The 24,089-nt window shown below is 71.2% G+C and carries 18 protein-coding genes and 5 pseudogenes; 14 read left to right on the top strand and 9 right to left on the bottom strand.

What is annotated here, in order from left to right:
* Positions 1-360 precede the first annotated feature (360 nt).
* Complete coding sequence (locus tag AC3ETA_RS09520) at positions 361-567, bottom strand: DUF2180 family protein (RefSeq protein ID WP_432192372.1); 207 nt, start codon at positions 565-567, stop codon at positions 361-363.
* Positions 568-843: 276 nt separating this feature from the next.
* Between AC3ETA_RS09520 and AC3ETA_RS09515 the strand changes: the two genes are divergently transcribed.
* The 5 genes and pseudogenes from AC3ETA_RS09515 to AC3ETA_RS09495 all read left to right on the top strand — a co-directional run bounded on the left by AC3ETA_RS09515 (position 844) and on the right by AC3ETA_RS09495 (position 5,423).
* Positions 844-2,010 carry a Rieske 2Fe-2S domain-containing protein gene (locus tag AC3ETA_RS09515; RefSeq protein ID WP_432192371.1) on the top strand — a complete coding sequence of 389 codons (1,167 nt, stop codon included), beginning with the start codon at positions 844-846 and terminating at the stop codon, positions 2,008-2,010.
* A gap of 40 nt (positions 2,011-2,050) precedes the next feature.
* Positions 2,051-2,242 carry a VOC family protein gene (locus tag AC3ETA_RS09510; RefSeq protein WP_432192370.1) on the top strand — a complete coding sequence of 64 codons (192 nt, stop codon included), beginning with the start codon at positions 2,051-2,053 and terminating at the stop codon, positions 2,240-2,242.
* 207 nt (positions 2,243-2,449) lie between these two features.
* Positions 2,450-3,779: pseudogene (locus tag AC3ETA_RS09505) on the top strand (PP2C family protein-serine/threonine phosphatase).
* Between the two features lie 82 nt (positions 3,780-3,861).
* Entirely contained in the window at positions 3,862-4,590 is a 729-nt protein-coding gene (locus tag AC3ETA_RS09500; RefSeq protein ID WP_432192369.1) for a FadR/GntR family transcriptional regulator, read from the top strand.
* Complete coding sequence (locus AC3ETA_RS09495; protein WP_432192368.1) at positions 4,587-5,423, top strand: sterol desaturase family protein; 837 nt, start codon at positions 4,587-4,589, stop codon at positions 5,421-5,423. The genes AC3ETA_RS09500 and AC3ETA_RS09495 overlap by 4 nt, the downstream gene beginning before the upstream one ends.
* 51 nt (positions 5,424-5,474) lie before the next feature.
* Here the strand turns inward: AC3ETA_RS09495 and AC3ETA_RS09490 are convergent, their stop codons facing one another.
* The 4 genes from AC3ETA_RS09490 to AC3ETA_RS09475 form a co-directional block, all read right to left on the bottom strand.
* Complete coding sequence (locus tag AC3ETA_RS09490; RefSeq protein ID WP_432192367.1) at positions 5,475-7,622, bottom strand: bifunctional serine/threonine-protein kinase/ABC transporter substrate-binding protein; 2,148 nt, start codon at positions 7,620-7,622, stop codon at positions 5,475-5,477.
* Positions 7,623-7,670: 48 nt separating this feature from the next.
* On the bottom strand, positions 7,671-9,905 hold the full coding sequence (locus AC3ETA_RS09485) for a bifunctional serine/threonine-protein kinase/ABC transporter substrate-binding protein (RefSeq protein ID WP_432192366.1): 2,235 nt from the start codon (positions 9,903-9,905) through the stop codon (positions 7,671-7,673).
* Complete coding sequence (locus AC3ETA_RS09480; protein WP_432192365.1) at positions 9,898-10,824, bottom strand: hypothetical protein; 927 nt, start codon at positions 10,822-10,824, stop codon at positions 9,898-9,900. The genes AC3ETA_RS09485 and AC3ETA_RS09480 overlap by 8 nt, the downstream gene beginning before the upstream one ends.
* A 387-nt stretch (positions 10,825-11,211) precedes the next feature.
* On the bottom strand, positions 11,212-13,941 hold the full coding sequence (locus tag AC3ETA_RS09475; RefSeq protein WP_432192364.1) for a SpoIIE family protein phosphatase: 2,730 nt from the start codon (positions 13,939-13,941) through the stop codon (positions 11,212-11,214).
* Between the two features lie 201 nt (positions 13,942-14,142).
* Between AC3ETA_RS09475 and AC3ETA_RS09470 the strand changes: the two genes are divergently transcribed.
* The 4 genes from AC3ETA_RS09470 to AC3ETA_RS09455 all read left to right on the top strand — a co-directional run bounded on the left by AC3ETA_RS09470 (position 14,143) and on the right by AC3ETA_RS09455 (position 17,873).
* On the top strand, positions 14,143-15,264 hold the full coding sequence (locus tag AC3ETA_RS09470; RefSeq protein WP_432192363.1) for a PP2C family protein-serine/threonine phosphatase: 1,122 nt from the start codon (positions 14,143-14,145) through the stop codon (positions 15,262-15,264).
* Positions 15,265-15,446: 182 nt separating this feature from the next.
* Positions 15,447-16,202: a hypothetical protein gene (locus AC3ETA_RS09465; protein WP_432192362.1), complete on the top strand. Its 756-nt coding sequence runs from the start codon at positions 15,447-15,449 to the stop codon at positions 16,200-16,202.
* Positions 16,203-16,255: 53 nt separating this feature from the next.
* Positions 16,256-16,468 carry an enoyl-CoA hydratase-related protein gene (locus tag AC3ETA_RS09460; RefSeq protein WP_432192361.1) on the top strand — a complete coding sequence of 71 codons (213 nt, stop codon included), beginning with the start codon at positions 16,256-16,258 and terminating at the stop codon, positions 16,466-16,468.
* 343 nt (positions 16,469-16,811) lie between these two features.
* Entirely contained in the window at positions 16,812-17,873 is a 1,062-nt protein-coding gene (locus AC3ETA_RS09455; protein WP_432192360.1) for an NAD(+)/NADH kinase, read from the top strand.
* A gap of 13 nt (positions 17,874-17,886) precedes the next feature.
* Here AC3ETA_RS09455 and AC3ETA_RS09450 read toward each other — a convergent pair whose 3' ends face one another.
* Positions 17,887-18,015, bottom strand: a complete 129-nt coding sequence (locus AC3ETA_RS09450) for a hypothetical protein (RefSeq protein ID WP_432192359.1) — start codon at positions 18,013-18,015, stop codon at positions 17,887-17,889.
* Between the two features lie 78 nt (positions 18,016-18,093).
* Positions 18,094-18,423, bottom strand: coding sequence for a TetR/AcrR family transcriptional regulator C-terminal domain-containing protein (locus AC3ETA_RS09445; protein WP_432192358.1), 330 nt, complete (start codon positions 18,421-18,423; stop codon positions 18,094-18,096).
* An 18-nt stretch (positions 18,424-18,441) separates the two neighbouring features.
* Between AC3ETA_RS09445 and AC3ETA_RS09440 the strand changes: the two are divergent.
* Positions 18,442-18,754: pseudogene (locus AC3ETA_RS09440) on the top strand (MFS transporter); the annotation flags it as partial.
* 47 nt (positions 18,755-18,801) lie between these two features.
* Positions 18,802-19,116: pseudogene (locus AC3ETA_RS09435) on the top strand (FAD-dependent oxidoreductase); the annotation flags it as partial.
* A 28-nt stretch (positions 19,117-19,144) separates the two neighbouring features.
* On the opposite strand, the pseudogene AC3ETA_RS09430 reads toward AC3ETA_RS09435, so the two are convergent.
* Positions 19,145-20,011, bottom strand: a pseudogene (locus AC3ETA_RS09430) (sensor histidine kinase); the annotation flags it as partial.
* A 1-nt stretch (position 20,012) separates the two neighbouring features.
* On the opposite strand from AC3ETA_RS09430, the pseudogene AC3ETA_RS09425 reads away from it, so the two are divergent.
* Positions 20,013-20,756 (top strand): annotated as a pseudogene (locus tag AC3ETA_RS09425) (endonuclease/exonuclease/phosphatase family protein); the annotation flags it as partial.
* A gap of 58 nt (positions 20,757-20,814) precedes the next feature.
* Here the strand turns inward: AC3ETA_RS09425 and AC3ETA_RS09420 are convergent.
* Positions 20,815-21,888, bottom strand: coding sequence for an alkene reductase (locus AC3ETA_RS09420; protein ID WP_432192357.1), 1,074 nt, complete (start codon positions 21,886-21,888; stop codon positions 20,815-20,817).
* A 125-nt stretch (positions 21,889-22,013) separates the two neighbouring features.
* Here AC3ETA_RS09420 and AC3ETA_RS09415 point away from each other — a divergent pair, with 125 nt between their 5' ends.
* A complete protein-coding gene (locus AC3ETA_RS09415) occupies positions 22,014-22,391 on the top strand; it encodes a MerR family transcriptional regulator (RefSeq protein WP_432192356.1) in 378 nt (125 codons plus the stop codon).
* A gap of 264 nt (positions 22,392-22,655) precedes the next feature.
* Positions 22,656-23,963 (top strand): MFS transporter, encoded by a 1,308-nt coding sequence (locus tag AC3ETA_RS09410; protein ID WP_432192519.1) that lies wholly within the window; start codon positions 22,656-22,658, stop codon positions 23,961-23,963.
* Positions 23,964-24,089: the final 126 nt, after the last annotated feature.

Genomic DNA, 24,089 nt, shown 5'->3' with positions numbered 1-24,089 from the left:
CCGGGCCACGCGCTCTGAGACACATTTTCGGCCACGGCGGTTGCGTGGCCAGAGGGATCGACGAGGCGTACCCCGACCGTGACATCGGCTCGGCCAGGCGTATCCCGACCGTGACATCCGCGATCCGGCTGTTGCCCGGATCTGCTACGCCCGTCGGCCGGACAGGAACCCGTCGGCGCGCCGGCAGGTCTCGTTGACGGGCGTGACGCCCTCGTCGTCGAAAACCCCCGTCGCCCGCCGCGATCGCGTACCTGTCTACGCTCCCCACCCGTGGAGCGGCGTTCCCCTGCACCGCTCCGTCCACGGTGACCTGCGTCAGGGAGGTGACTTCCGGCGGTGCCGTGGGGAGCGGTGAACGGTTCAGGTGTCCTGTTCCGCCGCCCGGCACACCGGGCAGGTCAGCCGCCTGGCCGGCACGTCATGGATCACTTCGCCGGGTTGCGCGGTGCCTCGCAGGACCACCGACTCGGAACGCACATGCTCCGGGCAGACAGCGGCTCCGCACACTCGGCAGATGGCCACCGGCTCCGTGGTGCGCCCTGACTGGGCGCATTCATAGCAGTTCATCTACGTGCCTCCCAGCCGTGCAGCAGAGACAGCACGAGCGTATCTCCGGAGGGCCCGGCTCGCTTGTCGTGAGCTCGGAGTCCCGCACAGCAGGCACCGGGCGTAACCGGAACGCCGCTGTCTCGGTTGTCGCCCGTCCGCTCACCCCTGCGGGCGCCCTGGGCAGGACAGGGCCGCCGGGGACCGCCACGCTGGGATGGTGCTGGGCTCTGACGCGTCCGCCGGTCGGTGATGCGCGGTCTGTCCATGCCGGGATCCCCGATGCAAGGGAGAGGTATGACCGAGACGGACTCCGACGGGACCAGGAGCAGCCGGCGCTCGCGGCAGGAGGCTCCCGAACGGGCCGCCGCCGATCTGAGGCGTGTCGGTGCGAACCCGGACTTCTGGTACCCGGTCGCGCTGTCGGGAAAGGTACGCCGCGGCCGGGTGATCGCGACCATGTTCGCCGGGGAACGCATCGCGCTCTACCGGGGGAAGAGCGGCACCGTCCATGCCCTGGAGGACCGGTGCGCCCATCGGCAGGTGCCGCTGAGCATGGGCGTCGTCGAGGGCGAGGTCCTTCGCTGCTGCTACCACGCGTGGGCCTACCGCGGCGACGGCCGTATCTCGCAGATCCCCTACCTGTCCAAGGGCGACGGCCGGCCGCCGCGCGGTGTGCGCGGCTATCCGGTCCGCGAGGCGTACGGGCTGGTGTTCGTCTTCCCGGGCGACCCGCAGAAGGCACCGGACGTCCCGCTGCCCCTGTTGCCCGCGTTCGCCTCACCCCGGTACAGGACCATGACTTTCTCCCGAACAGTGCGCTGCCACTACTCGTTCATGCACGAGAACCTGCTCGACATGAACCACCAGTTCCTCCACCGGGGAGTCGTCGGCAAGCTCCACCCCGAACTGCTGGGGTACGAGACTTCCGCGCGGTCGGTGGAGGCCCGCTATCTGTTCACCCACACCGGGGGAAAACGCAACCGCGGCGCGGGCCTGCTGGCGGCAGAGGGTTTGGGCGGGCGGGACTCCGCCGACGTCATGACGATCCGCACCGAATACCCGTACCAGACACTCGACCTGGTACCGGAGAACGCCGAACGCCCGGCCTTCCGGCTCTGGGCGGTGTACGTGCCCGAGGACGCCGAGCAGCGCAGCTGCCACGCCTACGGCCTGCTGATGATCGAGAAGCCTGCCGTGCCCGGTGTGCTGCACCTGGCCTGGCCGCTCATCAGGCGCTTCACCGAGCGGGTGTTCGCCGAGGACCGCATGGCCGTCGAGGCCGAGCAGCGGGCGTGGGACGAACAGGGCGAGGACCGCAACCACGAGGTCTTCCCGCTGATCCTCGACGTCCGCGATGTGCTGCGCAGCAACGGCGTCCCTGTGCGCCCCCGGACGCCCGCGTGCGCGCGTGCCGACGGCGACCTCTCGATGCCGGCATCCGACCTCCGGTCGACGGAATGACGCCCGGCCGCCCGATCGCCGTGCCGGCAAAGACGGCCGCATGGAAGGTGTGCTTGGCGTCGGCGGATACTTCATCCGGGCCGCTGACCCGGCGGCCCTGACCGCGTGGTACCAACTGCGCACCAGGGGAGCGGACGTGTCCGAGGAGACGCAGGACAGGGAGGGCGTCGGCCGATTCGGCCGGGTCACCGACCCGGAGGGCGACCGCATCGAGCTGTGGCAGCCGGCCTGACCTGCCGGCGGCCGCGGGGAACATGCCGCCTATGGAGTAATGGGCCGGTTGGGTCGTACGACTGCGTCACCCTGTGCGGGTTGATCACGGTCGTATCAGGGGACTGTGAGTCCGATGGGCAGGCAGCACAGGTGAGCGGCCACGGGACGACGAAGGGCACGCGCGCATGACTCCCACCACGGCCGTCGAGACCACCGGGCGCCTGTGATGGCGGACGGCGTCGAGGAACCCGGGCCGTCGTCCGGAGCCGACCCGACGCTGCGGCTGGGCCACCAGCTGGAGCAGATCGCCGAGCAGTTGCGGGAGCTGGCCGTCGCCAAGGACCGGCTCCAGGGGCTGCTGGACGCGGTGCTGACCATCAGCCGGGAGATGGATCTGCCCACGGTGCTGCACCGCATCGTCACCACCGCCATGGATCTGGTCGGCGCCCGCTATGGCGCGCTCGGGGTGCTGGACGACTCCGGTGAGCAGTTGGGGCAGTTCATCACGGCGGGGCTGTCGGAGTCGGAGCGCGGCGACCTGTCGGGGGTCGAGTTTCCTCGCGGACGCGGGGTCCTGGGCCACCTGATCCACCACCCCGAACCACTGCGCGTCGACGAGATCGGCTCCCACCCCGCCTCGGTGGGGTTCCCGCCCGGCCATCCGCGGATGCGCACGCTCCTGGGCGTCGCCATCAGCGTCCGCGGCACCATCTACGGAGATCTCTACCTGTCCGAACGCCGGGACGGGCGGCCCTTCGACCGCGATGACGAGGACATCGTCGTCGCCCTGGCCGGCGCCGCCGGTGTCGCGATCGAGAACGTCAGACTGTTCGAGCAGGTCCGCGACGGCGCCGAACACTTCCAGCGGCTTCTGCTGCCCACCCTGCCCGACCTGTCCCCCCCTGAGCGCCGCGGCCGTCTACCGCCCCGCCCTCACCCCGGCCCACCTCGGCGGGGACTGGTACGACGCCCTCTGGCTGCCCGACAGCGCGTGCGCGGTCGTGATCGGTGACGTCGTCGGCCACGACATGCGCGCGGCCGCAGCCATGGCCCAGACCCGCAGCATGCTGCGTGCCCTGCTGTTCGACCGCTTCACCCCGCCCAGCAGCGTCCTCGCCCAACTCGACCGCACCCTGCACGCCATCACCGACCTGCCCGTCACCACCGCCTGCCTCGCCCGGATGGAACAGGCTGAGGAGGGCTGGAAGCTGCACTGGAGCACGGCGGGCCACCTGCCCCCGCTGATCATCACCCCCGACCGGCACACGGAGTACCTGGAAGCCGAGCCCGGCCTGCCGCTCGCCGTCGATCCAGAACAGAACCGTCCCGACCACACCCATCCCGTGTCCGCCGGGACGACCGTGCTGTTCTTCACGGACGGACTCGTCGAGCACCCCGAGTACCCCATCGACCGCGGCCTGTCCGTGCTCGCCGAACTCGCCGCGGACCAGGTCCACTTGCCGCTGGACGACTTCGTGTGCTTCCTCGCCGACCATCGCCCGAGCGACGGCCACGACGACATGGCCCTGCTGGCCGTGCGCACGCCGGGCGACTGAACACCGCGCCCCGTGCGGTGCGGCCGGGGCGATCTGGTCCAACCAGTTGACCAGTCCGGGGAGGCGCCGTCAGGGTGTGTGCATGACAGAGCAGCGCATCCGGCGTGAAGCCGTATCCGAGCAGTTGTTCACGCTGCTCCGGGACCGCATCCTGAGCGGCGACCTCGCGGCCGGCGTCCCCCTGACCGCCGAGCGTGAACTGGCCACCGAGTTCGGGGTGAACCGGCACGCGGTACGGGAGGCGGTGAAGCGTCTCCAGCAGGCGAGACTCGTCGAGGTCAGCCACGGTGGACGCACCATGATCCTGGACTGGCGACGCACCGCCGGCCTCGACCTCGCCCTGCAACTCGCCCACACCGAGCGGCTGCCCACGTCCTACGACCTTCGCCGTGACGTCCTGGAGATGCGGGCCTCCATCGGCGCGGACGCCGCCCGGCTGTGCGCCGCCCGCTGCCCGGACCGGACCGCGGCCGAGATCGTCGGTGCCGCGGCCGCGTACATCAACACCGGACCCGACCTCACCGACCTCGCCGCGGCAGACGTCACCTGGTGGCGCCTCATCGTCGAGGGCTCCGGCAACATCGCCTACCTCCTCGCGTTCAACAGCCTGGTCGCAGAGGGCTTCACCGCCGGCGAGGTGCCGACCGAACTGCGCGCCACCGAACTGCTCGACGTCGCCGGACACATGAAACTGGCCGCCCTCATCGCCGCACGCGATGAACAGGGCGCCGAGTCCGCGGCGCGCGCACTGCTGGCCCGCAGCGTCCCGGCCACCCCGCACACCAGGGAACCCGAAGGAGGCACGCCGTGATACCCGCCGTCGTCCACGCCATACCCGCCTTCGTCCTGCTGGTCGCAGTTGAGGCACTGTCGTACCGCTTCCTCCCGGACGACGACGAACGCGGCTACGAGGCGCGCGACACCGTGACCAGCATGTCGATGGGCGCGGGCAGCCAGGTGATCGCCCTGCCGTGGAAGGCCGTCACGATCGTCGCGTTCGCCGCCCTCCACAGCGTCGCGCCCTGGCAGCTGTCCGCCACGTCGGTGTGGACCTGGGTGCTGCTGTTCCTCGCGGAGGACCTCGCCTACTACGTCTTCCACCGCTCGCACCACCGCGTGCGGGTCCTGTGGGCGAGCCACGTGGTCCACCACTCCAGCGTGCGGTTCAACCTCTCCACCGCGCTGCGCCAGAGCTGGACCCCGATGACCACTCTGCCGTTCTGGCTGCCGCTCGCCCTGCTCGGCATTCCGCCCTGGATGATCCTGCTCCAGCAGTCGGTCAGCCTCATCTACCAGTTCTTCCTGCACACCGAGCGAGTGGACCGCCTGTGGCGGCCGATCGAGTACGTGTTCAACACGCCCTCGCACCACCGCGTCCACCACGGTTCCAACAACGCCTACCTGGACCGCAACTACGGCGGCATCCTCATCGTCTGGGACCGGATCCTCGGCACCTTCCAGGCCGAGGACGAGCGCGTCGTCTACGGCCTCACCAAGAACATCGACACCTACAACCCGCTGCGTGTCGCCTTCCACGAGTACGCCGCCACCTGGCGCGACGTACGCAGCACCACCCGCTGGCGCGACCGCGCGGGCTACGTCTTCGGCCCGCCGGGCTGGACACCGGGCGTGAGCCGGAGCTGATCCGCAGACGTTCCCCCGGTGCCCGACGACCCTGCTGTACGGGCCGGTTGATCACTTCGACGTCCTGCTGATGTCATCAGCGCGGGCCATGAAGCGGATGGTGCGGTCCTTCACCCGGTAGAGGAACGCGCCCGCGTCCTCCAGGGCCTCGAAGAACTCGGAGTCCGGGTCGTAGCTGACCTTGCGGGTGATGCCCTGCCAGGGCCGGCGGAGCAGTTCGGAGCGCAGGGCGGAGCGGTCGTCGTCACCGGCGGCGGTCAGGCCGTGGGCGGCGAAGCGGACGGTGTCGTAGGCCTCGGCGGCCCATGGAGCGGGGGCCGCGCCGAAGCGGGCACGGTGGGCCGCGGTGAACGCCTTGACGCGGGGGTCGGCGGTGGCGTCCGTGTAGCCGGTCCCGATCAGCCAGCCGTCCGCCTCCGCGAGGAACCGGGCGCCGAGCACGTGCTCGTCCGCCACGCACGGGCCGCGATACCCCGTCTCGCGCAAGGCGCGAGCGCAGGACGCGGCCCGGTCGGGGTGGACGCCCGCGAAGAACACCGCGTCGTCGCGACGGGCGGCGATCCGCCGGGCAGCGGCGGCGAAGCCGCTGTCAGGGGCGATCTCCTCGACCGCGGCATCGCTGTCGAGCTTCTTGTGCACGGTGATGATGCGGACCGTCTGGAGGCTCTCAGCCCCGTCGGTGAGGTCATGGACGACCGTGGTGCGCGCGGGTTTCACGACCCTGTTGAGATAGCGCAGGATCGCCGGTGGCCCGGCGGTCCTCGTCGGGCGCATCAGCAGGGTGCTGGTGAGATTGACGCCGTCGAGTTCGTTGGTGTCGGCACGCGTGATCAGCTGGGCGACCCGAGCCTGCGCGCAGGCCTCCACCGCCGCCGGTGCGGTCGCGTTGGTGCCGGTGCCGATCACGAGGGACACCTCCGGGTCGGCGGCCAGTCGGGCGGCGGCCGCGGCGGCTCCCTTCGCCGTCCCGCCGTCGTCGGCGGTGCGCAGCACCAGATCGAAGGCGCGTTCCGAGACGGCGTTGTGTTCGCTCACCGCCACCCGGGCACCGCGCTCATGGGCCGTGAACACGCCGTCCGACCGATCACCGAGAAGACCGATCACCCGCCGGGGCAACGCCCCGGCCCCGGTCGTGCCGGACGAGGCCGAACGGCCCCAGCGCCACCAACTGCCCACACCCGCCGCGCTCACGCCGAGAACCGCCCCTCCGGCGGCCAGCACCCGGCGCCGAGCGGTCGGTGCCCCCGCCGGCTCCGAGGCGGCCTGGGTCACGGCGTCCGCCCACCCGTCCGCCGACGCCCCGTCGGCGACCGTGCCCTGCGGCACCGGCAGCTCCAGCACCCGCGCCGCGCGGGCCGCCACCAGCGCGGGCAGTCCCTCCGGCAGCCACCCCTGCTCGTCGAACTCGCCGAACCGGGCGCGGAGTTCACCGACCGACGGCCGCTGCTCCGGATCCTTCGCCAGACAGTGCCGTACGATCCCGTCGAGGGCGTCGGGCACCGAGTCCAGGTCGGGTTCCTCGTGCACGGTCCGGTACAGCACCCCTGCCGCGCCGCCGGCCCCGAACACCGGCCGGCCGGTGGCCGCGTGGGCGAGGACGCAGCCCAGCGAGAATACGTCGCTCGCCGGACCCACCGTGCGGCCCCGGGCCTGCTCGGGCGAGAGATAGCCGGGGGAGCCGATGACCGACCCGTCGGCGGTGAGCGCGGTCACGCCGACCGCGCGGGCGATACCGAAGTCGATCAGGCGCGGTCCGTCGGCCGCGAGCAGGATGTTGGCGGGCTTCACGTCCCGGTGGACGAGCCCGCACGCATGAACCCCCTCCAGCGCCTGCGCCAGAGCGGCGCCCAGACAGAGCAACTGCGCCGTCGGCCAGGGGCCGTTGCGGGCGAGTGCCTCGGCGAGGGAGGGCCCCGGCACGTAGGCGGTGGCCAGCCACGGCGAGCGGGCCTCGGCGTCGGCAGCGAGGACGGGCACGGTCCAGCGGGACCTCAGCCGGGCCGCCAGCTCCGTCTCGCGCCGGAAGCGGGCCCGGAAACCCGGATCGTCGGCGTGCTCGGACCGGATCGACTTCAGGGCACACCAAGTGCCGTGCGCAGAGCGCGCCAGGTACACCACGCCCATCCCGCCCGCGCCGAGCCGTGCGGCCAACCGGTAGCCGCCGATCACCGACGGGTCGGAAGGCAGCAGCCGATCCATGGCACGAACCCCCTTCCCTCTCCCTCCCGAGGCCGGGCGACAGGCCTCTCAGCTCTGAACATTCCCCGCGTTCTGAAGATCCTGGAGTGACCCCAGCTGACGGAACCGCCCGTCGCGCACCTCGTGCACGTACGTACTGCGCAGCCACCCCTCGCTGCTGCTCTGGAACTGGTGATAGGCACCGAAAGCGTAAGTCCGGTCCATGCCCTGGTACTTGACCTTCGCCAGCCGCTCACCGAGTTCGGCCCGCACCGGCCGGGCGCCCGACCCCTTCGGGACCGTCCGGGCGAACTCGCCGAGCAGCATGCGCACCGAGTCGTACGCCTCCGCGGCGAACGGTTCCGGAGCCGCCCCGTACCGCTTGCGCCACGCCGAGGTGAAGTCCCGCGCCGCCTCGGTGCCGAGGGCGGACGGATCGACCGCGGAGTCGACCACGTACCAGCCCTCGCCGGCGGCCCCGGCACGGACCGGGAAGTCCGTGCCGTACAGCAGATGCTGCATCCAGCGCGGACCCTCGAACCCGGCCGCGGCCAGCTGACGGGCCGCCGCGACGGTCGCGTCCATCGGGCCGAGGTAGGCGAAGGCGGTGACCCCGTCGGCGAGCAGCGCGCGTACCGCGTCCGGGCCGTCACCGGTCTCCTCGGCCACGACCTGGGGCACCACCTGGGCACCGAGCGCGTCCCGCCACTGCTGCACCAGCAGGGTGGCCTGGTCCTGGATGGTCGTGCCGCCGGAGCGGTCCAGGACCACGCCGATACGTCCCAGCCGTTTGGTGACCATGGCGTGCAGGGCGATCCAGCCGCCGAGCGCGGTGTGCGCCGCGCCGGTCTGGAAGGACGCGGTGGGCGAGGTCACGAAGTAGTCCTGCTGGCCGGTGGTGCTCGACACATGGGTCAGCCCGGCCCGGCCGTAGACCTTCGCGGCGGACCGCATCGGGAGCTCGGTGACCGGTCCGAGAACGGCGACCACGGCGCGGTCCGCGGTGAACCGACGGGCCACCTCCTGGGCGCCGGCCGCGTCCCCCTGATCCCGTCCGACGCGGACCTTCAGGTCGTAGGCGCGCTTCGGGTCGGCGTTGTGCTGGGCGACGGCGAGCCGGGCCGCGCGTTCGCTGACCCGGCTGACCAGCGTCGTGGACTCGGTGACATGAACGCCCAGGACATAGACGGGACGCGCCTTGCCGGGCGGCGCCTTGTCGTCGTCGCGGGTCGCGAGCACCGCGGCGCCCGCACCTCCCGCGGCGAGCAGCAACGCCCCACCGCCCAGCAGCAGTCGGCGCCGGCTGGGGCGCCGGTCCACCGCGTCCTGCGGCTCGCCCCCGGCGGCCGCCGGGGCCGCGGCGGACTCGTCCAGCTCGGTCGGCTCGATCTCGGGCAGTGCGAGGCCCTCGGCGGAACGGGCGGCGATCATACGGGCGACCGCGTCGGGAAGCCCCGGGACGCTGTCCCGCACAGGCGTTTCGCCGGTCTCGTCCGTCTCGCCGCCCTCGGACAGCAGACCCCGCAGTTCCGCGGCCGTCGGCCGCTCGCCCGGCTCCTTGGAGAGACACCGGGCCACCAGCGCCCGCGAGTCGTCCTCGATGCCGTCGAGCGAGGGTTCGTCGTGGACGGTGCGGTACAGCAGGGCGTCGGGTGTTCCGCTGCCGAAGGGCGGGCGGCCGGTCAGCGCGTACGCCAGGACTCCGCCGAGCGAGAAGACGTCGCTCGCGGCCGTGGCCGGTTCGCCCTGAGCCTGCTCGGGGGAGAGGAAGCCGGGACTGCCGACGACCATGCCGGAAGCCGTGAGTGCCGTGTCGTCGTCGGCCCGCGCCACCCCGAAGTCGATCAGCCGGGGGCCGTCCAGGGCCAGCAGTACGTTGCCGGGCTTCACGTCCCGGTGGACCAGTCCGGCCGCGTGCAGGTCCACCAGGGCATCGGCCAGCAGCCGGCCGAGGGAACGTACGGTGGCCACGGGCAGCGGACCGTGCTCGGCGACGGCCTCGACGAGCGAGGGACCGGGAACGAACGTGGTCGCAAGCCATGGCTCGGCCGCCTCCGCGTCCGCGCCGAGCACGGGTACCACCCAACGGCTCGTCACTCGCCGGGCCAGCTCGGCCTCGCGTGCGAACCGCGCCCGGAAGTCGGGATCGTCGGCGCTCTCGCCCCGGATCACCTTGACGGCGGCGAGGGTGCCCTCGTCGTCGCGCCCCAGGTACACCACGCCCATGCCGCCCGCGCCGAGCCGCCGCAGCAGCCGGAAGCCGGCGATGCGCGAGGGGTCGGCGGGCCTCAGCGGTTCACTCATCGCGAGCCTCCGCGTCGTCGGTGCTGTCCTTGCCCTCGGCGTCGTCGCGTGCCGTGTTCCCGCGGATGCTGTCGATCTCGGCGGCCGTGTAGGTCACGCCCTGCGCCACCTGGGAGGCGATTCGGCTCGCCTCCTCGTCCGTGTGGCCCGCTCCGATACGGTCCGTCGCGGCCACGGTCACCGGACCGAGCCGGTACTTGAACCAGTCGAAGGGCAGCGCGCCCTTGGCGCCGTCGACGAGTAACTTCCCGCTCTCGATGAGGTCGTCGTCGGTGACCCCATTGCGTGCCTCGGCGAACGGATCGGCCCGCGAGTACAGTCCGCGCACCTGCTCGGTGGCGTTCAACCGCTGGTCGGGACAGCGGAGCGCTTCCTCCAACGACACCGCCATGTCCCGGCGCGCCGCCGTGGTGTCCTCGTGGACGGTGACCGTCATGGACACCTTCACCGGCCCCTTGCCCCCGCTGCCCGGCAGCTCGAATCTCCGGGTGAGACTGGCCAACGCCGTGTCGGGCAGCGGCTGCCGCTGCCACACACAGTCCTCGTCGAGCACGGCCCACTCGCCCGGATCACTCTCGTACGGCTGCGCCTTGCGGAAACCGGAACCGAAGTTGTCCGGCCGCGAGGTGAGCCCACGCACGAAAGCGACGGCCTCGGACCGGGTCTGCGGCGCCAGCTCTTCGATCATCGTGTACGGCTCGTCCTCGGCCGCGGCGGCCGACGGATCCGCACCGTCCGTCGACGCCGACGGACCGGCGCCGTCCGCCGAAGCGGAGGAGCCGGCGCCGTCCGAGCCGCTCGTGCTGTGCGCCGGGCTCTTCTTCCCTTCGGTGGCGGAACCTCCGTCCGCCCCACTCGTACACCCGGCCAGCAGCAGTGTCCCCGCCACCGCCGCCACGACCGGTCTCCACTCGGTCATTCCAGCCCCCCACCCATATGGATGCGCCCCCGCCGTCGCGGCGGTACGTATGGAGGAAGTGTGACGTACGTGAGGCTCTCCCGAACACCAACTCGACTTGTCTGAAGCGGACTTGACGCAACGACACGGTCCGGTCGCGGTGATGTCGCCGAGGTGTGACGGACGGGACGGGGTCCTTCCCGTCGCCGCTCCCGCCTACGCGGCCCGGCCCGCGCCTTCGACGCCTACGACGACCGCTACGGCCTCCGCGACTCGGCCGACGTCACGACGGGCCGCGTGAGCGACGTCGTCCTGGCCCTGGACCAGGGCATGATCACCGCGGCCCTGGCCCAGCAGCTACGCCGCGGCCTCCTCAGGGCCCGGACCCGCTGGGGTCTTCTGGTCCGGTCATTCTTCGACCGCGTGCGCCGTCGCCGCAGTCGGCACCGGGACCGGTTCTTCGATGATCGCCGGCAGGGCCTGTTCGGCCCAGATGACCTTGCCCTGGGGCGTGTAGCGGGTGCCCCAGCGCTCTGCCATCTGGGAGACCAGGAACAGGCCCCGGCCGCCCTCGTCCGTCGTCGCGGCGTAGCGCAGGTGCGGTGAGGTGCTGCTGCCGTCGGAGACCTCGCAGGTCAGGGTCCGGTCGCGGATCAGTCGTACGTGGATCGGCTCGGCGCCGTAGCGGATGGCGTTGGTGATGAGTTCGCTCAGGATGAGTTCCATGGTGAAGCCGAGTTCGGACAGACCCCACGCCTCCAGCTTGCCGGCCACCGCGTCGCGCATTCCCGCGACCGCCGCCGGGTCCGGCCGGACGTCCCAGTCGGCGATCCGGTCGGCCGGCAGCTCCCGCGTGCGGGCGACGAGCAGGGCGACGTCGTCCTTGGGACGTTCGGGGAGCAGGCTGTCGAGCACGTACTGGCAGGTCTCCTCCGGCGGGCGCTTGGGGTGGCCGGTCAGCGCGTCGCGCAGCAGTTCCATTCCCACGTCCAGGTCACGCCTGCGGTCCTCGATGAGCCCGTCGGTGTACAGGACGAGCTGGGTGCCCTCCTCGAGGCACAGCTCCGCGGTCTGGAACGGCATCCCACCGACGCCGAGGGGCGGACCGGCCGGGACGTCCGGGAAGGTGACGGTACCGTCGGGCCGGACCAGCGCGGGCGCCAGATGCCCGGCACGGGCCATGACGTAGCGGCGCGTCACCGGGTCGTAGATTCCGTACAGGCAGGTCGCGCCCACGACGCCCGCGGCACTCGCCGCCGCCTCGTTCTGGTCGATGCGGCCGACGAGGTCGTCCAGGTGGCCCAGCAACTCGTCCGGCGGCAGATCGAGCGCGGAGAAGTTGTGCACCGCGGTCCGCAGCCGGCCCATCGTGGCGGCGGCGTGGAGCCCGTGCCCGACCACGTCGCCGACGGCCAGCGCCACCCGGCTCCCCGGCAGCGGGATCACGTCGAACCAGTCCCCGCCCACGCCGGACTGGGCCGGCAGATAGCGGTAGGCGATGTCCAGGGCGTTCTGCTCGGGCATCGCCTGCGGCAGCAGGCTGCGCTGGAGGGTGACCGCCATCGCGTGCTCGCGGGTGTAGCGGCGGGCGTTGTCGATGCTTATCGCGGCCCGGGCCACCAACTCCTCCGCCAGCGACAGGTCCTCCTCGTCGAAGCTCTCGTGACGGTGGCCGCGCCAGAAGTTGGCCATGCCCAGCACGACGCCCCGGGCCTGGATGGGGGCGGTGATCAGGGAATGGATGCCGTAGTCGATGATCGCCTTGGCGCGCTCGGGGTCCTGCAGGCGCCAGGACGTGGCGCTCGGCAGGTCGCTCACCAGCTCGGAACGTCCACTGCCGTACCCGCGTGCCTGGGGCGTGGCCGGTTGATAGGCGAACAGCCGGCCCTGTTCGGAGAGCGGATGATCGTCCCGGATGCCGCACACGGCCGCGCGTCGCATGTCCGCCCCTGTCGGGGACGGCTCCTCGCCGTGCAGCACGGCGTCGGCCAGGTCGACGGTGACGAAGTCCGCGAAGCGTGGAATGGGGACGCACGCCAACTCGTCGGCGGTACGCAGCACGTCCAGGGTGGTGCCGACGTGCAGCCCGGCGTCGTACAGCAGCCTCAGCCGCTCCCGTGCGACCTCCGCCCTGCCGGTCACCGCCTGGAGTTCGGTGGAGTCGCGCAGCGTCACCACCGTTCCCTTGGGACCGCCGTCACGATCCGTGGGCCGCTGGTTGACCGCGAGGAGTCGCTCTCCGGCGAGGTGCACCTCGTCAGTGGCCTCGCGCCCGGAGACCAGCAGTTCCTTCGTTCCCGGATCGAGGCCCGGCAGCTCCGGCACGAGGCGTCCCTCGACGTCGGGCGGCAGCTCCAGCAGCCGCCTGGCCTCGTCGTTCGCCAGCATCAGCTGCCCGTCCGGGGACACGATCAGCACCCCTTCTCGAACGGAGTGCAGCACCGTGTCATGGTGCTGGTACATCAAGGTCATCTCGTCCGGGGCGAGGCTGTGCGTCTGCCGTCGCAGGCGCCTGCCCACCAGTGCCGTCACTCCGGTGGACAGCGCGAGGGCAGCGGCCCCGGCGCCCAGGATGATCGGCAGTTGCCGGTCCACCTGGCTCTCGACGTTCTTGACCTTCATTCCGGCCGAGACGAGCGCCACCACCTTGTCGTCGGCGTTCTTGATCGGGACCGTGGACTGCACCTCGCGGCCGAGCGGGCCGTTGACGCTCTCCACGTAGACCTTGCCCGCCAGTGACGGCCCGATCTCACCCACGAACCGCTTCCCGATCCGGTCCGGCAAGGGGTGCGTGTACCGGATGCCCTCGGTGTTCATCACCACGATGAAGTCCATGCCGGCGGCCCGGCGTGCCGCTTCGGTGAGCGGCTGGAGAATCTTGCTCGGGTCCGGGGCCTGCAAGGCCGTCAGGACCCCCGGTGAGTGCGCGAACGTCTGGGCCACGGCAGTGGAGCGGTGCCTGGCCTCGGCGCTGGTGTCCCGCTCCGACTGGAGGACGAGGGCAATGACGGCGCATGTCACCAGCAGCACCACCAGAGCCACCTGGAAGACCAGCACCTGCCCGGCAACGCTTCGCGTGCTCCTGCTGAACAGCCGTTTGACGGATAGGTGCCGAAAACGGGCGAATCGATTCGCCATGCGACCTTTCTAGCATCGGTGATCCCGGGAGGCCAGGGCCCACTCGCCGGATCCTTGTCCGGCTGACCTCGGACATCTGTGCCGCCACGCCCCCCTGGCCTCGGTTCCTGGGGGTCCCGCGTCCGCCTCGGACGCTCGTGCGAGGCCGTGATTTCTCCGCGCTTGATGTCCGCTTAGGTCGATATGATGCATTTTGTGATCATGTCTGCGCGGCACGGGCGCCATCGCCCCGCCTACAGCGGCCGATGGGAAGCCGCCCGGCTGTCACCCGTGATCCTGGCCGTCCTCATCATCGGCCTGGCGTTCTCGACCCCCAGGGAGATCGCCATCAGCCGCCTGTTGCCGGCCGCGCCCGCCCTGGCCGCCGCGATGTGGCCCGTGCTCCCCACGATCGCGCTGGGGGCGTGCTGCTTTCTGGCCATGATCATCCTCAGCTTCTTCTACACCGACCTGGGGACGCAGTACACGGCGGCCGCGATCATCGCGGTCACTCTCGCGGCCGCATACGGGAGCCATGTCCGGCTTCAGCGGGAGGAGATCCTCTTCCATGTCCGACTGGTCGCCGACGCGGCCCAGAAAGTGCTGCTGCGCCCGCTGCCCCGCCGTATCGACGACGTCGAGATCGAGTCGCTGTACCTCGCGGCCCAGGAGCAGGCCAGGATCGGCGGCGACTTCTACGAGGCGATCGGCACACCGCACGGGATCAGACTGCTCATAGGCGATGTACGGGGCAAAGGTCTGTCCGCGGTCGGGGCGGCCTCGGCGATCATCGGCTGCTTCAGGGAGGCCGCGTACGACGAGCCCGACCTCAGGGCGATCATCCATCGCCTGGAGACCACGATCACCCGCCACAGCGCCGCGTTTCCCGTCCCTGACCAGCCCGAGCACTTCGCCACCGCTCTCCTGGCCGAGATCCCGCACGGCGGCGGCCGGGTACGCATCCTCAACTGCGGGCACCCGCCGCCACTGATCGCGCATTGCGGGAAGGTCCGGGTCCTGGAGCCCACCATCGCCTCCCCGCCCCTGAACCTCGCGGCACTCATCGGCGACCGCTACTGGGTCGATGTCGTGGCCTTCGCGCCGGGCGACCGGTTGCTGCTCTACACGGACGGCGTGTCGGAGACACGGGACCACGACGGGCAGTTCTTCCCGCTGGCGGAATGGATGCGGCAGCAGGACCTGGAGCAGCCCCGCGAGCTGCTCGACCAGCTGCACCGGGACCTGCTCCAGCACGGCGGCGGGCGGCTCGACGACGACATCGCGGCGCTCGCGCTGAGGTGCACCGGCGTGCCGGATCCGGCAGCCGTGGGCGCGGAGGGCTGAGAACGGGCGTACCTCCCGAATTCCCTGCCTCACGACCGGCAGGGCGGATAGGGTCCGGTTGTGCGTTGATCTTCCGGCGGCCGCCTTGTGCCGCCGCGGACGGTGCGGGGCGCTTGCCGAACGAGGGACCGCCCCGGTTGCGATGCCTGCCCGCCACCTCCACTCCACCGGAGATCCGCACAGTGACCGCTGAGCCACTCACCTACGACGCCTTTGTCGCACTCGCCACCGCTGATCCGGCCGTCGTCGGCCTCGTCCTCAAAGGCTCCCGAGCCCACGAAGGAACGATCACCCGGCACTCCGACCACGACCTGTACGTGGTCCTCACCGACGACGCGACGACCGATCTCACCCGGTTGGCGGGCCACCGCACCGCGGCACTCGATCTCGTCGTGGTCTCCCTCGCCGAGTTCCGTGCGGCGGGGATGCCCGGCTTCGAACGCTACGCTCTCGCCCGCGCACAGGTCGTGCTCGACCGCCTCGACGGAGGCATCGCCCGGATACTCGCCGCCAAGGCCCGACTCAGCGCCGGGGAGGCATTCCGGGAATCCGGCGCCTGGCTCGACGCCTATGCCAACGCTCTGTACCGCTGCGTCAAGAACGACCGGGACGGCCACACCCTGGCCGCTCGCCTCGACGCCGCCGACAGCATCCGGTTCCTCCTGGAACTGCTCTTCGCCCTCGACCGTCGCCCGCGCCCCTACAACAAGTACCTCACCTGGGAACTCGCCCGACACCCGCTGCCCGGCTGGGACACCGACGAACTGCTCCGTGCCGTGGACCGCGTCGCGGCGACAGGCGACGTGGCCGAACAACGGCACCTCTTCGCCCTCGTCGAGTCGGCGGCCCGGCAGGCGGGACACGGGGAGGTCCTCGACGCGTGGGGCGAGGACCTCGACCTCATGCGCCCACGACAGGGAGATCGCGTGCGCCCGTAGATGCGCCTCGGGGACGGGTGCCGCCCGTCCCCGAGGCGCGTGTGGGTGTGACGATGCCGAAGCCCGTTGCCGCCGCGGCCAACGGTGTCGCCGCCGGTGTCGGCCTGTCGCCGGTGCCGGCCTGCGACTTCCGGATCGCCGCCGCATCCGCGACGCTCCCCACCGCGTTCGCCGGCATCGCCCTGTCCTGGGACGCCGGCATCTCCTGGACCCTGCCCCGCATCGCCGGACGCGCAACAGCACTCGATCTGCTGCTGCGGCCCTGACACGTGGACGCCGGGGAGGCACTCGGCCCGGGGCCCTTCCATCAGGTCGTGGCGGACGAGAACCTGGAGGCCGGGGTGCACGGGGCCGCCGTACAACTGGCGGCCGGTCCGACGCGCGCATTCGGGCCGTCAAGGGCACCGTGACCTTCCGGTCGACGGCCGGTACCTGGCCGGAACTGCCGCACTCGGGCCGGGACCGCAGCCGGGCACTGCCTACGCCCGCCAGGGTGACACCCGGGCCGCGCTGCACCTGGTCGCCCCGGCCCGGTGGTCGTCTATGGCTGTGAGGCGACGTGCCGGTCAGCCGGCCCGTCGGTGCGAGGACGAAGGCCCGGAGGCAGAGATGACGGTGAAGCGGCTCGGTCTGGTCGTGCACGGTGGACGTGCGGAGGCCGTGGAGGCGGGGCATGTGGTCCGCGCCTGGTGCCAGGAGCACGGTGTCCGGTGCGCGGACATCGACGTGTGGGACGACGGCGGCCGGCGCAACGCCCACGACGAAGTCGAAGCCGCCGGTCGCCCCGATCTCATCGTCACCCTCGGCGGAGACGGCACCTTCCTGCGTGGCGCCCGGCTGGCCGCCGAGGGCGACGCACTGGTGCTCGGGGTCGACCTCGGCCGAGTCGGGTTCCTCACCGAGGTACCGGCCTCCGAGGTACGGGTGGCACTGGACGCGGTGCAGGAGAACCGTCTCCACATCGACAGCCGGATGCTGCTCGCCCTGCGCGCGTCCCGGCGCCTGGAGGTACCGGCCGACGTCGGGGAGATGATGCGGTACAGCCGCGGACCCATGCTGCCGGCGCCTCAGGTGCGCCCGGACTGCGAGGTCGACGAGGAGTGGGGCATCCCGCTGAACGTCACCGCGCTCAACGACGTGGTGCTGGAGAAACTCTCCAGGGACCGTCAGGTGTCCGTCGGCGTGTACGTGTCCGGCCGGCTCCTGGCCTCCTACTCGGCCGACGCCCTGCTGGTGGCGACGCCGACGGGCTCGACCGCCTACAGCTTCGCCGCCGGCGGCCCGGTCGTCTCACCGCGCGCCGAAGCACTCGTCTTCACGCCCGTCGCCCCGCACATGACGTTCAACCGTTCCATCGTCACCGCCCCCGACGAACCCGTCGGGCTGCGCGTCCTCGAACGGTCCGGGCAGGCCGCCGTCAGCATCGACGGCCAGGTGCGGGGCGTACTCGAACCGGGGGACTGGATCGGGGTGTACGCCGCACCACGACGCCTGCGGGCCGTCCGGCTAGGGCCGATGGACTTCTACGGCCGCCTGCGTCAGCGCATGAACCTGACGGACGCGCCGGCAGCCGTGGCGGACGGAACTGCCGCGCCCCTGTGGTCCGTTTCGACACCCCCACCCAGGGACCTCTCGCATCTGACACTGCTCACGGTCCCGGACGGACACTGAAGCCGACCACGGCTCAGGAGCCCCGCTCGATCACCTTCTCCTCCATCAGCCTTTCCAACTCCGAGTCCGACAGCGGGCGCAGCGTGTCGAGGAGGTGACGCAGGCCGGATTCGAAGAACACCGCCGCGACGGCGTACGGCACTCCCGCTCCGCACCTCTCGCCCCGCACTGTTCATCGGTGCAGGTCATCGGTGTCGCACGGCAGCCGTATGCTCCCGCTCTACCTCGGCCGGCAGGCCCGCAGACAGGTCCGTACGCCCTCGACGACGAGTGGCCGGACGCGGGTGTCCGCCGTGGCGTTCGCGGAACCGAGCCTGTCCAGGGCCACGCCGAAGGCCAGGGCGATGAACCGGTCGGCGGCGAGGCGGGGGTCGGGGACGTCGAGCAGGGCGGCCTCGCCGAAGGCGGCGAACCGCTCGGCGATCGCCTCGTCCGGGGTGTTGGCCATGGCGTTGCAGCCCCGGTGCGGCAGGTTGCCGGACTCCGCGCGGACCAGTCGTTGCAGCGTCGCGTACTCCGCCGAGCCGAGCATGTCGGTCGCGATGCTCATCGAGAAGGTGATCAGGGCGTCGTCCTGGCGCCCGACGTCGGCTCGCAGCCCCTCGTGCTGGGCGCCCTCGTCCTCCTGCTGGCCGTCTTCGTCGGCGGATGGACAGCCGTCGAGCGCCGCGCGACCTCACCCATGGTCGATCTGCGCATGCTGGCACGGCCCGCGGTGTGGAAGTCGTGCGTGCTGACGTTCGTGATCTGCGTCGGCACCTCGGTGGCGGTCTATCTCGTCCCACAGTTGTTGGCGGTGCCCCTCGGACGAGTACGGTTTCGGGGCCGGCGCCACCGCGATCGGCTTCTTCCTGCTGCATTTCGCGGGGGCAGCAGACGTACGTACGACATGGTGGTCGGTGCGGACGGTAGCCACTCACGCACCCGCGACGTGGCCCACGCGCCCTCGTTCCTCACCGGACAGGGCTCCAGCCTCGCGCTCGTCAGCGCCTACATGCTCGCGCATTCCCCCGCCGACCGGGACCACGCCGCGGGCTTCGCCGCCTACGAGGACAACACCCGTGAGTTCGTCACCATGAACCAGGACCTGGTCGGCGAGGGCGATGCCGCACTCTTCCCGACCACCGCTCGCGCCCTGGAGCAGCGCAACGACATGCTGCGCAGTCTCAGCGCCATGCCCGCGGCGGAGGGACGTCCGGCCCATTGGGCGCTCACCCTGCCGGAATCGATGCCCGTGCCGTGACCCCGGCCCGGCGCGCCCGGGACGGGTGTCACCTGTCCTCGGCGCGGGGGGCTGCCGCGGGTAGCTCCACGGCGATACGGATCCCGCCGGCGGGCCGCGGGGTGAGGGTGAGAGTGCCGTCGTGGGCGTGGGCGACGGTCTCGACGATGGCCAGGCCGAGGCCGACGCCCGCGTGATCGGTGTGGACGCGTTCGGTACCGCGCCGGAATGGTTCGGTGAGGGTCGAGATCAGCTGTGGGGTGAGCTTTTCGCCCGTGTTCTCGATGGTGAGCACCACGGTCTCGGGGCGGACGCCGGTGGTGATCCGAACGGTGCCCCGCCCGGGCAAGTTGTGGACGATCGCGTTGTGCAGGAGGTTCATGGTCAGTTGCAGCAGGAGCGCCTGCGAGCCGTTCGTGGGCGCGACGCCGCCGCCGGTCTCGACGGTGACGCCGTGCTTCTCGGCGAGGGGGAGGAGTGTCTCGGTGGCTTCCTCCGCCAGGAGGGACAGGTCGACGGGTTCGCGGGTGAACGACCGCTGCCCGGCACGGCTGAGCAGGAGCAGGGCCTCGGTCAGGTCGATCGCCCGGGTGTTCACGGCATGGAGACGGTCCATGAGCCTGCCGGTGTCGGGATTCGGATCGGCGCGTGCCACGTCGATCAGCGACTTCGAGATCGCGAGCGGGGTACGCAGCTCGTGAGAGGCGTTGGCCGCGAATCTCTGTTGCTCGGCGACGTGCGCTTCGAGCCGCGCGAGCATCGTGTCGAAGGCGTCGGCGAGTTCGCGGAATTCGTCCTCGCGGCCCGGTAGCCGGATTCGGTGGGAGAGCGATCCGCCCGTGGCCGCGCGGGTGGCGTCGGTGATGCGGCTCAAGGGTGCGAGGACGCGACCGGCGAGAAACCATCCGCCCAGGAGACTGAGCCTCTTCGGCGGGCTGCTCGTCGACAAGTCCCACATGGGCGGCGACCTGACCCTGGTCAGCCACAACGTCGGCGCCGGGAACCCCGACCCGGCCGCCACCGCCCGTGACCTGGCAGCCTCCGGGGCGGACGTGCTGGCACTGCAGGAGATCACCTCGCAGGACCGCGGTACTTACGAGAAGGAGCTGGCGAAGACGTACCCGCATCACACGGTGCTGGGCACGGTCGGGCTGTGGAGCAAGCTGCCGTTGTCCGACACCCGGCCGGTCGACATCAAGCAGGACGTCGGGCCGCTGGGAGACGCCAAGTCGGACGACGTGAAGCTGACGTACAACCGGGCCCTGCGCACCACGGTGGCCACGGACCGGGGACCGCTGGCGGTGTATGTGGCCCACCTGGGGTCCGTCCGTGTGATGCCCAGGAACGGCTTCTGGACGGACGGTCGGGACCGCAACGCGAGGGCACTGGCTGAGGCGCTGGCCGCCGAGCGCAACGAGCGGGTCGTGCTGCTCGGCGACCTGAACGGCACCGTGGACGACCGCGCGTTCGCCGGCATCACCGCACAGCTGCACTCGGTCCAGGACGAGGCCGGTGACGGCTTCGGCTTCAGCTGGCCGGCGAAGTTCCCGGTGGCGCGGATCGATCAGATCCTGGTCCGCGGTGTGGAGCCGCAGAGCTCCTGGGTACTGCCGTCCACCGGCAGCGACCATCTGCCGGTGGCGGCGGGGATCAGCTGGTGAAGGCAGCGATGTGCCCGCGCCGGGGTGCGAGACGGGCAGGCGGCGAGGGCCCGAGACCTCACGCCGAGTGCTGGTACGCCGAGTAGGTCAGATAGCCGTGGTCGCCGCCCTCGAAGTACGTCGCCTCGTCGGCGGGCGCGATCGGCAGGCCGGTGCGCAGACGTTCGACCAGGTCGGGGTTGGCGATGAAGGCGCGGCCGAAGCTGATGAGGTCGGCTCCCAGGCCGAGCCAGTGGTCCGCTTCGGTGCGGCCGGTCTGCTTGGGGCCCATCGGCAGGACCGGGTTCATCACGAGGGTGCCGGGCCAGGCTCTGCGCAGAGCGACGAGCGTCTCCTCGTCGGTGGTTGCCTCGAAGTGGACGTACGCCAGGCCGAGCCGGGACAGCTCGGTCAGGAGGGCGGCGTAGAGCTCGGCGACGTCGGTCTCCTCGATGCCCCAGAAGGCGCCACCGGGGGAGAGGCGGATCCCGGTCCGGTCCGCGCCGATGGCTTCGGCGGTCGCGGTGGCCGCCTCGACGGCGAACCGGATCCGGTTCGTCACGGAGCCGCCGTAGCGGTCCGTGCGCAGGTTGGCGTTGGAGGAGAGGAACTGGGAGATCAGATAGCCGTTGGCGCCGTGGAGTTCCACACCGTCGAAGCCGGCGTCCACGGCCCGGCGCGCCGCGTCCGCGTACGAGCGGACGTGCTCGGGCACTTCCGCCGTGTCCAGAGCGCGCGGAGTCGGTGCCGGCTGACGCCCGTTGGGGGTGAACACCTCGCCTACGGCCGCCACCGCAGAAGGGCCGACGGGCCGCATCCCGGTGGTGTCGGGGTGCGACACGCGCCCGCCGTGCATGATCTGGACGAAGATCCGGCCGCCGTTGGTGTGCACCGCGTCGGTCACCGTCCGCCACGCGGTCACCTGATCGTCGGCGTGCAGGCCCGGGGTGCCCGGGTTGGACTGCCCGATCAGGTTCGGCTGCACGCCCTCGGTGACGATCAGGCCGGCCGTGGCCCGCTGGGCGTAGTAGCGCGCCATCGAGGGCGTCGCCAGACCGCCCGCGGCGGCCCGGACCCGGGTCATCGGGGCCATCACCACCCGGTTGGGCAGCACCAGGTCGCCGAGTCGGTAGCCGGTGAAAAGGGTCGTCACGTCATGTCTCCTTGGTCGGTCCCGCGTGATCGGTCGTGCCCTGATCGGCACACCGGTTACGCTAAAACCTGACATTGACGTCAGAGGCAAGGGTTGTGCCCCGGATCACATGAGGGAGGGGCGGCATGCGAATCGGCGAGCTGGCGGCGCGGGCCGGAGTGAGCGTCAGGTCCCTGCGCTACTACGAGGAACAGGGCCTGCTCACGAGCACCCGCAGTGCCAGCGGTCAGCGGCACTACAGGGAGGCCCACGTCGAGCGGGTCACCTTCCTCCAGCGGATGTACGCGGCAGGGCTGTCCAGCCGGACCATCGCCGAGCTCCTGCCGTGCGTCGACGCACCGAGCGAGGCCACGTCCGATGCCGCGCTGGAGCGGATGGCCGAGGAGCGCGAACGGCTCTCCGCGCACATCGAGGAGCTGGTCCGGACTCGGGACGCGCTCGACGTGCTGATGGCGACGAATCGGGCTCACCGCGAAAGTCTGAGCCCGACCGTGACGGGCTGAAGCCCACAGCGTTTTCACATCGCCTTTCACTTCTCGCCGAGCGGGAGTTACTGTTCGCGCAGCGAGTGACTCAAGAGGAGCGAAGACATGGTCGGTCGTCCCGGCACGCGTTGACATTCGAGGCCGTAGCGCCCTGTCATCGCGTGCTGCCCATGATGCGCGGCACAGCGAGCCTTCTTGTCCCGCTGCCTGAAAGGACCGGTGCAGCGCGTCTTTGCGTGCGCCGGTTCGCGGGTCTCGTCTTCGCTCATCCGTGGGGTCCCCGTGCCGTTCTCTTCCTCCGCCGTATCCGCTTCCGGTCGTCCCGTTCCGTCAAGTCTGTGGCGGGACCGCGACTTCCGCCGACTCTGGTTGGGCCAGACAGCCTCTCAACTGGGCGAGCATGCGAGCCTGGTGGTGCTGCCGCTGTTCGCCGTCCTGACGCTCCATGCCGGTGCCGGGCAGTTGGGTGCCCTGCGCGCGATGGGGCAGGCGCCGATCCTGCTGCTGTCGCTCTTCGTCGGCGCGTGGGTGGACCGGTGGCGGACCCGCACGATGATGGTGCTGGCGGACGCCGGCCGTGCCCTCGCCCTGGGCGCGGCCGCCGTGGCCGGACTCCTGGGTGTGCTCGGCCTGCCGGTGCTGCTCGTGGTCGCCTTCGTCGTGGGGGCGCTGTCCGTGTTCTTCGACGTGGCGTACCAGGCGTCCCTGGTGCGGATGGTGAGGCGCGATCAGTTGGTGCGGGGGAACAGTGCGCTGGAGGGCAGTCGCTCCGCTGCGCAGATCGGCGGTCCTGCCCTGGGTGGTGCGCTGGTGTCGATGCTGTCGGCGGTGGTTGCAGTCGCATCGAGCGCGGTGTTCTTCGCGCTGTCGTTCCTGTCGATCCGACGAATCGTTCACCGCGAATCCATTCCGGCACGCTCGGAGAAGCGACCACCGCGGGTCTGGACGCAGATCCATGACGGCCTCCGCTTTGTCGCCGGCAACGCCTCGCTGCGGACCGTGTGCCTCGCATCAGCCGCGTTCCAGTTCTTCTTCGCGGCCGTGATGACCGTCTATCTGCTGCACCTGCCGCGGGGCCTGCACCTCTCCGGCACTGCCGTGGGGCTGGCACTCGCGGCGACGGGACCGGGCGCGCTCCTGGGCTCGCTGCTGGCCGCCCGCCTGCCGAACCGCTTCGGACACGGTGCCGTACTCGTGTCCGCGGCGGCACTGGGCGACGGCGTGTTCCTGCTCGTGCCCGCGCTGGGCGGTTCTCCTGCAGTGACGGTGCCCGCGCTCATTGCGGTCAACTTCGTCTTCGGAACCTTCAGTCAGCTGGTGAACGTCACCGTCATGGCCATCCGGCAGACCGTCACCCCGGACGGGATGCAGGGCCGCGTGGCCGCGACGATCAACTTCGTCGGCATGGGTCTGACCCCGCTCGGCTCGCTGCTCGGCGGCTTCCTCGCGGAAGTGTGGGGGACGCGCACCAGCCTTCTGGTGACCGCCGCGGGCATGCTGTTCTCACCAGCGCTGATGGGCCTGTCTCCGCTGTCCCGCCTGGGCCGGACACTTCCCGCCCCGTCCGGGACGCCGGCCCCCTCAGCGTGACGGCTTCGCCAGGTCCGCAAGCCATGGATGTCCGGGGTGCACATGCTCCCACCACATACTGTCGTCCCGTCGGCAGATCCCTGTCCGGCCCTCGTGCGGCTCACGGAATACGTCGAACAGGAACCG

The organism is Streptomyces sp. bgisy027 (genome assembly GCF_057710365.1).
The sequence above is the reverse complement of the archived record's forward strand: the minus strand, read 5'-3'. Positions and strand labels throughout refer to the sequence as shown.